Genomic DNA, 13,186 nt, shown 5'->3' with positions numbered 1-13,186 from the left:
TTACACAGTTCTTGAGATATTGCCGCTTTAAACAACTGCATCCGGGCCATTAGCAAAACAACTTCACATCTCTCATTCTACAAATGTAGCTGGTCGTATGTAGGCAGCGTATAACGCTCGCCTTTAGATAACAGGTGTACTTTCAGATCGCATACAGTAAAAGGCTCACCAGTGCTGATTTCATAAATGTTGCTTCTGCTTATCCCCATACCATCTACTACGGTAACCAAGCCACTTCCCAGTACTTCCACATTTTTGCCTTCGGTTACTAGAATGGCGGTATCTTCTTCTAAGCCAATGCCTATACAACCAGGATTTGTGGCAATGGCCTGTGACATACGTACTATGCGGCCTCTCTGAATAAAGTGAGTGTCGATAGCCACATCTTTCAGAAACTCCAGCCCTGTGGTAATACGCACATCCCCCTTAATGTAACCACCTACTGTTTCACCTTCATAAATCATAGGTGTAGACATAGCCGCTGCTCCAGCACTTGTTCCGGCAATAATAATATCATCATAAGTATGACGCTCTTTCATTAACTCTAACAGAGGTGTACCTCCAAAAATAGCTGTTAGCCTTAGCTGGTCCCCTCCAGTGAACATAATACCTGCTGCCTGTTCTACAATCTTCAAAAATGCTCCATCCCTGGCCTGGGTTCTGTTCCTTACGTCTACCACCTCTATGCGGCCGACTCCTAAGCCATGAAACACTTCTTCATAGTCTTTGGCCATTTCATCGGGTATGGAAGAAGCCGTAGGCACAACAGCAACCATAGGGTTATCACCTTTTAGCTCACTTACGAATCTCTTCAGTATTTCTTCAGTAATAAAGCTTTTGTTCCTCCTTTGTTCTTCTTTTAGCTCATTCGTTCCTTTGTCTTCTTTTCCTCCAATAGCAAGCACTTTGCCTTTCGCAACAGGTGCTTCCTTCTTATTTTCATAACGATCAGATACTTTTCTCTTAGTCATAAACTTGCAATATCTTCTAAACGAAAAAACTACTAATATTCAATTACGGTTTTTTGTAGCTTACGACCCTAGCTACAATGGTATCTGCCTCACTTAAGCTTTTTGTAAAAGCTACCTCTTTCTCTCGATGACTCTTTAGGACAGAAAGGGATCTGCACATCTGCTGATATTGCACTTCGCCATGATGCACCAGGGTGCATGCCGGGAAAGCGATTATAACCTAAGTGCAACAAAAAAGTGCTTAACACCAGCAACATAAGCTCAAAAGGTGTGGCAATAAAGCTAGCCCTCCACACTTCTATGGTATAGAGCAGCGGAAAACTAAACAATAAACCTCCGGCAATTCCACGGGCATATTCCTCCAGAGACTCCCGCAACGGGCGGTTATTAGTATCGCTTGACATAATCTACTAAGAAATATTTACCTCGGCAGCCGCACTGCTAAGCCAGTGGTTATAAAATAATCAGGCGCAGCTTTGTACAAGCTAAAGCCAACAGCGGCATTAAATTGCAGGTTAGGCAAAGGGAAAAACAGCACTCCGGCATCCGCCTGATGTTCTGCCTTTTCTCCCTCCTCTTTGCTACCAAAAGCTTCTATAAAAACCGAAAATTTATCACTGAATTCATTGTTAAGATTTATGGAGTAAGCAGGCTCATGGTTACCTTCTACCCAACTGTAAGCCAGGTTATAATTAATATCTAAAGTTTCGGTAAGGCTATTTTTTAGCGCTAACCGAAACTGAGGTTCTGCCTTGTCAGGGCGAAAAGCGCTGTTTCCTACAGGTAAAGCTACCATCAGCAGTAATGCCGCTTCCGGGCGAAAGCCCTGCTCCTCCCAAAGCTTCACTTTTGTGCCTACACTTAGTGGTCCTAAACCTTTTAATTTTCTGCGAATGCTATTTTCTATCACAGAATCTTTCAGAGCACTTTGCACACGAAGCTCCACCCTACCAAGCAAGCCAACACGAAAAAGGGCTGCAGGATACGCATGTGTTTTATATTCAATGTTATTCTGCCTGTTTTTCTGAAATAGATAACCTGCTTCAATTTGCAGTATTCCTTTTGGAACCACTGTTGATGCTTCTGTCTGATCAGGCCTATCTGTCTCCATTTTCTCAACCTGCTCCTGCGCCCTTACCTGGTTTATCGTAACAAACATCAGCAGAAACAGAAAACACAGTTGATGCAATCTTTTTCCTTTATCCATAATCAATTTTTGGCTGATATACGCAGTCTAAAGAGATTGAATATTGCAAATGGAGAAAAATTTATGGATTGTTTTGTAGCACCGGGCACTAATGTAAAAGATAGGTTGCGAACCCGTTCATTAATAGGAAGGAATGCTTCAAACTTTATGGTAGAGGCCACTCCAGCACCCAAAAAGAGTGACCTCACCATAAATTATAACGACTACATCAGTTTTCTCTGATTTCTTTCCATCTGAAAGAATATTTAGCAAATGCAGAGAAGCCAACCAACCCTAAACTTTCTCTTTATGCCAAACAGCTGTTGAGTCGTTTAACTTGTGATACGGACTCTTTGAACTTGTGTAGCAAATCTGCTATGTAATTGGGTGTTTATTCTTCCAAATACCACTTTGAACGAAGCTGCTAAGTAATAAACCTTAAACCTTTTATAAGACTGACAATAGGTTTAAGGTTTATTACTTAGCAAAAATCTTTACTATATAATATATTTATTATATTATATAGTATGTATGTTTAAACTTTATTGTTTCAAATAAGCTAAGAACAAACATGAAGAAACTTCTAGTAACAGCAGTACTGGCCATACTTGGTACAGGGGCCTTTGCACAAACATCCGAGGGTACAAAAGTATTTTCAGGAGGAATGAATTTTAATGCAGGCTCTACGGATTATGAAGATGTTTATAACAAAGGAACTTACATCAGACTAGGAATAGCACCCAGAGTAGGTTTTTTGTAAAGGACAGGCTTGAAATAGGAATTAGCCCTAGCTATACTTATGATAGAACAATTAACAAAGATTCAAGCAATACAAAAACATGGACAGGTCAATATCACAGTTATAGTATTTCGTCTTACTTAACAAAATATTGGTCACTCTCAGATCGCCTTTTTATAACAGATAGAGTATCTATTTTTGGTGGACAAACTTTTAGCAAATCAGAAAGTTTTACTACTAATCAGAATGAAAGAACTACCACGACATCTTTTGGAGTTGGAGTTGTGCCAGGTATTATGTTCTTTCCTAGTAAAAGATTTGGATTAGGAGTATCTTTTGGCTATTTAAATTATACCCACAGTAAAACAAAGTACAGAGACGCTAATTATAAGGAAACTAGTAATTTTGTAGAAATGAATTTGCGATCTAGCTCACTCTCATTTGATTTTAGTTACTTTATCAACCGTTAAGAAAAAAAGCCCAGCTATTTTATCTAATAGCTGGGCTTTTATAACCACTGTTAAATTCTTACCAGCCACTGGCCAGCACATCTGCAATGTGCATGGTTTTAATTGGTTTCTTCTGTCTCTGTATATATGCCTCTAAATGCATCAGGCAACTGCTGTCTGTAGAAACAATAAAATCAGCTCCTGTAGCCAAGGCATTATCCACTTTCTGTTCGGCCATTGCTGACGAGATAGCCTCAAACTTAACTGCAAAGGTTCCACCAAACCCGCAACAGGTTTCACTATCCTCCATCTCTACAAGTTCCAGTCCTTTCACACCTTGCAATAAGGCACGCGGACCAGCCTTTATACCGCACTCCCGAAGGGCACTACAGGAATCATGATAAGTAAATTTACCTCTTAATATAGCACCTGATACTTCCGTTACTCCTAACACATCCGTCAGAAACTCCGTAAATTCGTATACTTTTCTTTGCATAGAACGGTACCGCACTAGGTTCGACGATTTTACAAAAATATCCTGATAAGCATTTCGGACCATTCCAACACAGGAAGCAGAGGGTGCTACTATATAATGTGAGGTTTCATTCGAGAAATCTTCTAAAAACTTATTAGCTACCTCTTTGGCTTCGTCAAAAAAACCTGCATTAAAGGCAGGCTGTCCGCAGCAGGTTTGGTTAGGGTTATAATTAACTTCACACCCCAGCTTCTCCAACACCTTTACCATATTCATCCCCGTTTCCGGGAAAAGCTGATCTACAAAACATGGGATGAAAATATCTATAATTCTTCTGCTTGCCATAATTAAGAAAATACTGCGCCAGACAGTGCCATTACCTGCTGAAACGCCTCTTTGTTAAGGTTCAAATTTACGCCATTATTTTCTAAGTAACTGATCAAATTTTCGGTAGCCACATTTCCAACAAGTTTATCCTTAGCCATAGGGCAGCCTCCAAATCCTCGTACAGCTCCGTCGAAACGATGGCAACCGGCTTTGTAAGCAGCCTCAATTTTATCTTGCCACCCTGTGGGCGTAGTATGTAAATGTACACCGAACTCTATACTTTCATAAGCTGGTATAATATGCCGGAAAAGGTAAGAAACACTAGCTGGGTCAGCCATCCCAACAGTATCCGACAAGGATACTGTCTCTACCCCTAGCTGATGCAGTTCTTCAATGTACTTTATTACCGCTTCAGCACTCCAAGGATCGCCATAAGGATTTCCGAAGCACATAGAAAGGTAGGTCACCAGTGTTTTATTGTGCCTTAAACAGATATTCTGTATTTTCTCCAGTTGCACGATTGCCTCTGCTATGCTTTTATTGGTATTGCGCTGCTGAAATGTTTCTGATACGGACAACGGAAACCCTATATAGGATATTTTTCTATACTGCACCGCCTCTTCAGCCCCGCGGATATTAGCTACGATAGCTAATAGCTTAGAAGGAGTCTCATTCAAGTCTAAATTAGCCAACACTTCACTAGTGTCACTCATCTGAGGTACAGCTTTCGGCGAAACAAAACTGCCAAAGTCGATGGTATCGAAGCCCACCTGTAACAATTGATTAATATAAGCTATTTTCCTCTCGGTAGGAATAAACTCTTTACGCCCCTGCATAGCATCACGTGGGCATTCTATTATCTTCATTGAAATATCTATTCTTGGCTAAAGCATTAACAGTTGTTGTTTAAAGCAGCGTTCATGTTAACTTATACAGCATATTTACTGTACTTAAAATCACCTGTTATGTTTAGATAGATGTTTACAACCCCTGCCTAACATGAAGCGTTTATTTTAAAGCTGCTATAAGGAACCAGTACCTCACCTTATGCAGGCGATATATGTTACATAGATACTAGAAGGCATGGGTTTACTCCTATTATACTTATTAATCGCTTTGTTCTTTTCTTTTACCTGTTCTGTATTAGAAGCTGTACTTTTGAGCATAACACCCTCTTATGTAAGTATCTTAAGCCAGAACAACCCTGGCTTGGGCACAACCCTAAAGCAGTTTAAGGACAATGTAGACAAGCCCCTTGCTGCCATACTAACCCTTAACACCTTTGCACATACAATAGGAGCGGCCGGAGTGGGCGCCCAGGCACAAAAAATATGGGGAGAGGCTTATTTATCGCTTACATCTGCCTTACTTACCATTATCATCCTTATCTTTTCTGAGATAATACCCAAAACCATAGGAGCCAACTATTGGCAGCAGTTAGCTCCTGCTTCAGTACGTGTGCTGAAGGTACTTATTTACTCGCCCCTGTACCCTATTATTATGTTCTCACAGTTTATTACAAAATGGCTTAAGAAAGACAAGGAACGTAGCGTGCTGAGCAGGGCTGATTTTGTGGCAATGGCAGAAATAGGAATCAAAGAAGGAATATTCAAAAAAAGTGAGTCACAGATTATCCGCAATATTTTGCGCTTTAACAATATTCAGGTACACCATATTATGACTCCCCGCACTGTAATAGTCGCTGCGCAGGAAAACACTTCTATTGTTACTTTTTTTAAAGAGTTTCCAACATTAACCTTCTCCCGTATTCCTGTTTACTCCGGTACACTGGATGAAATTACAGGCTATGTTTTAAAAGATGAAGTTATGTATAAACTTATACAAAATGAGGGAAGTCAGCCTTTGAAAAAGATATGCCGCAGCATTCAGGTAGTTCCGGAGTATACGCCTATCCCGACTGTATTTAATAATCTTATTGAAAAGCAGGAGCACATTGCCCTGGTAGTAGATGAATATGGTGGTACAGCGGGCATTGTAACCATGGAAGACATTATAGAAACACTACTGGGTCTCGAAATTGTAGATGAAATGGACAATATAGCAGACTTACAAAAGTGGGCACGCGACAACTGGGAAAAGAAGTCGAGGAGAATTGGTTATAGGCAGGAAGAATAGACAGGATTGTTGTGTCACCTCTCTTATCATCACATATATTAATTAAAATTCTTCTTATGCTTTCTAAAGAATATCTATGTGAATTGCTTAAAACAGCTTTAACCTTATATGCCGCTCAGTTTCCAACTAATCAGAAACAACAAGTTAAATAGTTTACATGTACTGCAAAAGCTATATGAGACTGCTTTCCCAGAAAAAGAGCGCAGAAAATTTAATCAGCTTTTGAAAATGCTTCAGGTACCAGAGATGAGTTTCCATACTATAAGTGCAGAGGGGCATATAGTAGGGCTATCTGTACATTGGCAACTAAATGGGTTCCTTTACCTGGAGCACTTGACAATAACACCAGAGCAAAGAGGAAGAGGCATTGGAAAAGAAGCTGTAACTTGGTTGCTACGTCAGTCAGAAGAAACTGTAGTACTGGAAGTGGAGCGCCCTGTCGATGGGCTATCTCTGAAACGAATTCAGTTTTATAAAAGTCTTGGTTTTGTACTTTATGATCAATATGACTATTACCAACCACCTTACGAGCCAAGTGCGCAACCAGTACCACTTTACCTGATGTCAAAACCCACTGTCGCAACAAACGAAAAGCTAGCAGAGATGGCAACCGCAATAAAACAACAGGTGTATGAACGCTTCTATAATTAGTAAAGTACTGGCAGAAAAGCATATATATCTATAGCTATTTAAAAATTATTAAAAAACCCACCCATTCCCTCTTTGCGCTAAGTTGGCAAAAGCTTATCTTCGAATTCTGATTGAAGAGAATAAGTCACTATAGCTCTTGCAATTGGCACCATTCTGATTTTACGAGACCACATGGCCCAGCTTTTTTTCAGGCAAACAACAGTAAAGGAGGAGTTTCAGACTCCGTTGTCGCTTCATGAACTGCACCAGCAGATTCGGGAGGAACTAGAGCTCGCTTTTCCTGAAAGTTACTGGGTAGTAGCCGAAGTAGCTCAGGTTTCGCCCGACAGACGCAAAGGTCATTGTTATCTAACCCTGGTTGACAAGGGAGATGACCCGAAGGGGCAGATGCTGGCGCAGGCAAGAGCTACTATTTGGAGTGCTCGCTTTCAGATGCTGAGCCGATACTTTGAGGAGAAAACCGGCCAACCATTAAAAGCTGGTTTAAAAATACTCTTCCAGGCAAATGTAAGGTTTCATGAGCTTTATGGCCTGAGCCTTGACATTGTGAACATAGACCCTAACTATACTTTAGGTGACCTGGCAAGGCAGCGGCAGGAAACTCTGAAACGACTGGAGACGGAGGGCTTGCTGCAGGCAAATAAAGAGCAGGATCTGGTTTTAGTACCACAGCGCCTTGCTGTTGTTTCGTCAGCAACCGCTGCAGGATATCAGGACTTTATACACCAACTGCAGAACAACGCTTTTGGGTACACTTTTGAAACGACACTTTTTCCAGCCACTGTTCAAGGAAATGAAGCACCTGCCTCAGTAAACAAAGCCATGACACTGATAGCTAAACATCAGGATAGCTTTGATGCTATTGTCATGATCAGAGGCGGTGGTTCACAGACAGACTTAAGTTGTTTTGATGACTATACTATTGCAGCAGCCATTGGGCACTCTCCTCTGCCTGTGCTAACCGGCATAGGCCATGAGCGTGACGAAAGCATAGCTGATCTGGTGGCACATACACGACTTAAAACACCAACAGCTGTTGCCAACTTCTTAATCGATCGGTTTAGATCGGCTGAGGAGCATGTAGAAGGACTGTATGATAGCATCAGGATGTTTTCTGCCCAGCAACTTAAGGTTACAGACGATAAACTGGAACGCCTGAGTCTGAAACTATCAAACCTTACAAAAGATTACCTGCAGGCAGGTCGTGAAAAACTAGAGCAACTGTCCCGAGGCTTTTTAATGAAGCCTAAAGCTTACCTTGATATGCAGAAACACCTGGTAAGCGACTTGGAGCGTGATGTTAAATCTTTAACTAAAGATTTACTCCACCAAAGGGAAATACAGCTGAATGAGCTGTCGGTATGTGTGGAAGGGAAAAGCCAGCGTTACCTACACTCAAAAGAGCATGAGCTTAACCACCTAGTGCATTGTGTAGAGACCGAAGCAAAAGACAAACAAAAAAGAGAACAGTTGCTGTTCTCTAAACGCAGTGATAAATTACAGTTTAATACCAATAACAAGCTTCAGGCAGAAAAGCATCGGCTAAACCTGCTCGAACTAAGCATTCAGGCAAACGACCCTGAAAAGCTACTGTTGCGGGGCTTTACACTGACACTCGTTAACGGAAAGATAATTAAAAGTATAAATCAGGTAAAAGAAGGAGACGTGATTGAGACTAAGATGCAAAACGGCACGCTCCATAGTATGATTGTAAATATTGATAAAGATGCCGAATAAAGATATAAACAGCATGACCTATAGGGAAGCAACGCAGGAGTTGGAAGAAATTTTACGTGCTATTGAAAATGACGCAGTAGATGTAGATGAGCTAACACAAAAGGTACAACGTTCTTCTCAATTGATAAAGCTCTGCAAAGATAAACTCCGTCATGCCGAAAAAGCAATTGACCAGGTATTTAACGAAGAAAACTGTGAAGCCCCACAAAAGCCTAAGCAGGCAGAGAATAAATCAGGGACAACGAGTGGCTCTTTGTTTTGACACTCAAAACAGTACAAAGTTCTTTTAGGGAGAAAGCCTTTTAATTCCTTTGTTAAGCTAAGATAAATTACATTCACATGTTAGATCAGCTCTAACATAACTCACTTTCTTCATAAAAAAAGCGGTCAGTGTAATGTACTGACCGCTTTTTTTATTTTTAAGCTTATCTTCAGATTATCCAGTCATTAAAGCTCCTCCGGAAGACTGCTCTGACTTTTTATGGTTTTGTACCAGCTTATTAAGCATGTTACGCGCCTCGTCAGAAGTATCCAGGTGGTATTTAGCAACAGAATAAGCATTACCGATTTTAACAGTATAAGCTTCGCGAGGCATTGCTTTGAAGATATCCTCATCGCCCCAATCGTCGCCTATAGCCAATACAAACTCATGCGGATACTTCTTCAGCCATACACTGGAGGCTTTCCCTTTACTTATCTCCTGAGCTTTTACCTCCACAGCCATCTGCCCATCCAGTACCTGTAGGTTACTGTTTGTTGCCAGGAAGTTAAGGTGGCTTACCAGTTCACGGGCACGCAAATCACCTAAGCCGGTTTCTACTTTACGATAATGCCACACCAGTGAATAATCTTTTTCTTCTATGAAAGAACCTGGTGTACGATCCACGTAAAGGTCCAGGATTAACCGGATGTCGTTCTTCCAATCGTTTATCATGCTTCCTACGGTTTGCCAGCCAGCATTACGCTGTTTAATCCAGACTCCATGTTCAGCTATGATATCGATATTCATATGCCCTACCCAGTCCTGCATGGTTGCCTTTTCACGACTGCTTATCACAACTACTCTGTTTCTAGGGTCGCCGCTAAGGTTCTCCAGAAGCTCCATCAATTCATCATCAGGGCGAGCCATCAAAGGCTTCGTCTTATAATCTATCAGGCCGCCATCGTACTCTAAGAAAAACAGGCGGGAACTGGCAGATTCGTAAGAATCGCTCATCTCCTGGAAAGTAGCCTCATCGAGATAGCTTGTTGCCAGAGACAACTGCTTAATCTTTACATAAGATAACCTGTCCATAAACATAGTTACCCAATGGTGAATATTATATCGTTTCAGCGTATCCTGCATACTTGTCATATGCACTTTCTGCTCCTCTTCAGGCATAGTAACAGCCCGGTGCAGCGCCTCTACAATCTGGTTAATATCGTTCGGGTTAATTAGTAAGGCATCAGAAAGTTCTTTAGAAGCACCGGCCATTTCGCTCAGAATCAATACACCTTTCTGCTCATACCTACTGGCTACATACTCCTTGCACACTAGGTTCATACCATCGCGCATGGGTGTTACCAGCGCAATATCTGCCATACGGTAAAAAGCAGAAATAGTCTCCAACGGATAAGAGCGGTAGAAGTACTGCAATGGGTTCCAGTTCATGGTGCTGTACTTACCGTTAATACGACCCACAAGCTCTTCAATTTCTTCCTTCAGCTCTTTATACTGATCGACTGTATCTCTTGATGGAACAACCTGCACAACCAAAGTTACTTTCTCATGAAACTCAGGATATTTTTCCAGGAACAAATCAAAAGCCATCAGGCGTTGCGGAATACCTTTAGAATAGTCTAAGCGGTCAATAGAAATGATAATTTTCTCTGAAGATATGTGGTTCCGGTAAATGCGCTCCCTCTTTTTGACTTCTTCCAGTTCAGCCGTTCTAGCATATTTTTCATAATCAATGCCCATCGGAAAAGAGTCTACCAACAAAGACCGTGTATTGGTGTAAATCCACCCATGCATACTGCCATACCCAGTAATACGGTTTACCGAACTCAGGAAGTGACGCATATCATCGTATGTATGGAAACCTACTAGGTCAGCTCCAAGCATGCCTTCCAGTATCTGTTTACGCCATGGCAACAAACGGAAAACTTCATAAGACGGGAAAGGAATATGCTGAAAGAAACCAATGGTGCTATCGGGCAGCTTCTCTCGCAACATGGAAGGCAACAACAGCAATTGATAGTCATGCACCCAAATAGTGTCATCAGGGCCTGCCTGCCTTACAATTTCATCGCAGTACTTCTGGTTAACTTCTACATAAGTTTCCCAAAGGTCCTGATCATAAATGGCGTACTGCGAAAAATAATGGAAAGTAGGCCACAGCGTTTCATTGCTAAAGCCCTCGTAAAATTCTTTGATTTCAGATTCAGTCAAAAAAACAGGATGCATGTTCTCATCCTTTAAGTCTTCTACAATCTTACTCTGTTTATCAGGATCATCCACTACCAAGCCTGGCCATCCAATCCAAAGGTTGTCTTTTTTCTTATAGATAGAGCCCAAGCCCGTAGCCAATCCACCCTCACTCGCTTTATAAGTAAGCTCTCCGTCTTTCTCTTGCAGCTTAACAGGAAGTCTATTTGATACGATGATCAGTTTTGCCATTTGCTTTGGTAATTTTTACTCAGGCGTCGTGTAGCATTCCATCTGGAGTGGGAGTCCATTTGTCCTGCCCATAAAGTCTGAATCTAGTATGTTTTATATTTATTAACTTAGTTAGATATATCTTTTAAGTTGGACACAATTTTATATCTACAGTTACGTAAACGTGTTACTAACGTTATGAATTTATATAAATTTATGTAATAAAACACGTCTGAAGTCAACTTTCTGATGAATTAGTTGATAAACTACAACCATTACCTTAAAATTGAGGTACGTTTCCATGATTATTAAAGCATTTGTCTGCTAACTTAATTTTACCTGCTTTTAAACAAAAATGTGCAATTTACATGGACAACATAATAGATTATATTAGCCGGTTTAACGATTTTTTTATAGGCATCGCCATTTTCATTGCAGCCATACTTTTGGGCATTCTGGTTAAGTTTCTAGTTTTTAAGCTGCTGGATTTTTACAACCGGCATACCGACCCTCAACTGATTCGTTCACTTACCCGACACCTTAACGGGCCATTGTCACTTTTTATACCGCTACTGTTTGTGTCTATGGCTCTTCCGGCCATACCGTTTTCTACAGGTACTATTTTTTTCCTAAGGCGGGTTGCAGAGATACTGAACATTGCCACTTTCGCCTGGGTTCTGGTACAGCTAACAAATGTTGTGCTGGATATAGTTAAAGACAAGTTTCAGGTAGAAAAGCCAGATAACTATAAAGAGCGAAAGCTGTACACCCAGGTGCAGTTTATAAAAAAACTGGCTGTTATCTTAATCGTGTTTGTAGCTATCTCTCTTATTCTTTTCAGCTTTGAGTCTGTCAGAACTCTTGGAACTGGTTTACTTACATCTGCAGGGGTGGCTGGTATTGTAGTTGGTTTAGCTGCCCAACGCTCTATTGCAAACTTACTGGCAGGGCTACAAGTAGCTTTTACACAACCCATACGTCTGGATGATGTGCTGGTAGTAGAAGGTGAGTGGGGTCGTGTAGAAGAAATCACATTAACTTATGTTGTTCTAAAGATATGGGACAGCCGCCGCCTGGTACTCCCACTTAATTATTTTATTGAAAAACCTTTCCAGAACTGGACCCGCACCGGCTCCGACTTACTCGGTACTGTTTTCCTTTATACTGATTATAGTATACCGCTGGATGCCCTTCGCAAAGAGTTTGATCGCATTCTTGCTGAAACGGATCTTTGGGACAAGCGCGTATCGGTACTTCAGGTTACAGAAGCCAAAGAACGAACACTGGAGCTGCGGCTCCTGGTAAGCGCTAACAACTCTAGTATTGCGTTTGACCTGAGGTGCCTGGTACGCGAGAAAATGATTAAGTTCATACAACAGAATTACCCTGAATCGCTTCCGCGTACCCGCGCTGAATTTACCGGAGATGCTGTGAAGCAATTAGCAAAGATTTCCACCCAAAATTCTAATGGGAAATAATCAAAAGCATAAATCAATATGACCTGTGGGCGCCTTTGCGAAACTACCATATCCTTTCAGTACCACAGCTAGAGAAGTAATATGGTGTCTCACAGCGCCAGCAAAGCAAAGGAAACAATGAACTATTTTGAAGGACTAGACCCTCGTATTGTAGAGTGGGTGATTATCCCTATTCTTATCTTTATGGCTCGTATCATGGATGTCACTCTAGGTACCTTGCGCATAGTGTTTGTTTCCAGAGGAGATAAGCTGGTTGCTCCTTTACTTGGCTTCGTGGAAGTCTTAATCTGGTTAGTGGCTATTACACAGGTTATGCAGAATCTAAGTAATTTCGCTTCTTACCTGGGCTGGAGGCTTTGCCACAGGTAATTTCCTGGGATTACAAATTGAGCAGAAACT

Annotated in this window: 14 protein-coding genes; 8 read left to right on the top strand and 6 right to left on the bottom strand. The window is 41.2% G+C overall.

Annotated elements, in window-relative coordinates; genetic code table 11:
• Positions 1 to 77 precede the first annotated feature (77 nt).
• The 3 genes from LN995_RS18395 to LN995_RS18385 form a co-directional block, all read right to left on the bottom strand.
• The gene (locus LN995_RS18395; RefSeq protein WP_229962553.1) at positions 78 to 971 is read right to left on the bottom strand and encodes a cyanophycinase; all 894 of its coding nucleotides are present in this window, start codon (positions 969 to 971) and stop codon (positions 78 to 80) included.
• An 89-nt stretch (positions 972 to 1,060) separates the two neighbouring features.
• Positions 1,061 to 1,375, bottom strand: a complete 315-nt coding sequence (locus tag LN995_RS18390) for a DUF2391 family protein (RefSeq protein WP_229962552.1) — start codon at positions 1,373 to 1,375, stop codon at positions 1,061 to 1,063.
• 17 nt (positions 1,376 to 1,392) lie between these two features.
• Positions 1,393 to 2,178 (bottom strand): transporter, encoded by a 786-nt coding sequence (locus tag LN995_RS18385; protein ID WP_229962551.1) that lies wholly within the window; start codon positions 2,176 to 2,178, stop codon positions 1,393 to 1,395.
• A gap of 63 nt (positions 2,179 to 2,241) precedes the next feature.
• On the opposite strand from LN995_RS18385, the gene LN995_RS18380 reads away from it, so the two are divergent.
• Positions 2,242 to 2,400 carry a hypothetical protein gene (locus tag LN995_RS18380; RefSeq protein ID WP_229962550.1) on the top strand — a complete coding sequence of 53 codons (159 nt, stop codon included), beginning with the start codon at positions 2,242 to 2,244 and terminating at the stop codon, positions 2,398 to 2,400.
• Positions 2,401 to 2,728: 328 nt separating this feature from the next.
• A complete protein-coding gene (locus tag LN995_RS18375) occupies positions 2,729 to 2,917 on the top strand; it encodes a hypothetical protein (protein WP_229962549.1) in 189 nt (62 codons plus the stop codon).
• Positions 2,918 to 3,424: 507 nt separating this feature from the next.
• On the opposite strand, the gene LN995_RS18370 is transcribed toward LN995_RS18375, so the two are convergent.
• Positions 3,425 to 4,165 carry a (Fe-S)-binding protein gene (locus LN995_RS18370; protein ID WP_229962548.1) on the bottom strand — a complete coding sequence of 247 codons (741 nt, stop codon included), beginning with the start codon at positions 4,163 to 4,165 and terminating at the stop codon, positions 3,425 to 3,427.
• A gap of 2 nt (positions 4,166 to 4,167) precedes the next feature.
• Positions 4,168 to 5,013 carry a hydroxymethylglutaryl-CoA lyase gene (locus LN995_RS18365; protein WP_229962547.1) on the bottom strand — a complete coding sequence of 282 codons (846 nt, stop codon included), beginning with the start codon at positions 5,011 to 5,013 and terminating at the stop codon, positions 4,168 to 4,170.
• 217 nt (positions 5,014 to 5,230) lie between these two features.
• On the opposite strand from LN995_RS18365, the gene LN995_RS18360 reads away from it, so the two are divergent.
• The 4 genes from LN995_RS18360 to xseB all read left to right on the top strand — a co-directional run bounded on the left by LN995_RS18360 (position 5,231) and on the right by xseB (position 8,933).
• On the top strand, positions 5,231 to 6,283 hold the full coding sequence (locus LN995_RS18360) for a CNNM domain-containing protein (protein WP_262910526.1): 1,053 nt from the start codon (positions 5,231 to 5,233) through the stop codon (positions 6,281 to 6,283).
• 108 nt (positions 6,284 to 6,391) lie between these two features.
• Entirely contained in the window at positions 6,392 to 6,934 is a 543-nt protein-coding gene (locus LN995_RS18355; RefSeq protein WP_262910525.1) for a GNAT family N-acetyltransferase, read from the top strand.
• Positions 6,935 to 7,105: 171 nt separating this feature from the next.
• Complete coding sequence (gene xseA / locus LN995_RS18350) at positions 7,106 to 8,671, top strand: exodeoxyribonuclease VII large subunit (RefSeq protein ID WP_229962544.1); 1,566 nt, start codon at positions 7,106 to 7,108, stop codon at positions 8,669 to 8,671.
• A complete protein-coding gene (gene xseB / locus LN995_RS18345; RefSeq protein WP_229962543.1) occupies positions 8,661 to 8,933 on the top strand; it encodes an exodeoxyribonuclease VII small subunit in 273 nt (90 codons plus the stop codon). The genes xseA and xseB overlap by 11 nt, the downstream gene beginning before the upstream one ends.
• Positions 8,934 to 9,107: 174 nt before the next feature.
• Here xseB and LN995_RS18340 read toward each other — a convergent pair whose 3' ends face one another.
• Entirely contained in the window at positions 9,108 to 11,330 is a 2,223-nt protein-coding gene (locus tag LN995_RS18340; RefSeq protein WP_229962542.1) for a bifunctional alpha,alpha-trehalose-phosphate synthase (UDP-forming)/trehalose-phosphatase, read from the bottom strand.
• A 347-nt stretch (positions 11,331 to 11,677) separates the two neighbouring features.
• On the opposite strand from LN995_RS18340, the gene LN995_RS18335 reads away from it, so the two are divergent.
• Both LN995_RS18335 and LN995_RS18330 read left to right on the top strand, forming a co-directional pair.
• Positions 11,678 to 12,787, top strand: a complete 1,110-nt coding sequence (locus LN995_RS18335) for a mechanosensitive ion channel family protein (protein ID WP_229962541.1) — start codon at positions 11,678 to 11,680, stop codon at positions 12,785 to 12,787.
• A gap of 117 nt (positions 12,788 to 12,904) precedes the next feature.
• Entirely contained in the window at positions 12,905 to 13,156 is a 252-nt protein-coding gene (locus LN995_RS18330; protein ID WP_229962540.1) for a DUF5698 domain-containing protein, read from the top strand.
• Positions 13,157 to 13,186: the final 30 nt, after the last annotated feature.

It is taken from the genome of Pontibacter silvestris, assembly GCF_020907275.1.
In the GTDB taxonomy this organism is placed as follows: Bacteria; Bacteroidota; Bacteroidia; order Cytophagales; family Hymenobacteraceae; genus Pontibacter; species Pontibacter silvestris.
This window is presented reverse-complemented; position numbering and strand designations above follow the sequence as displayed.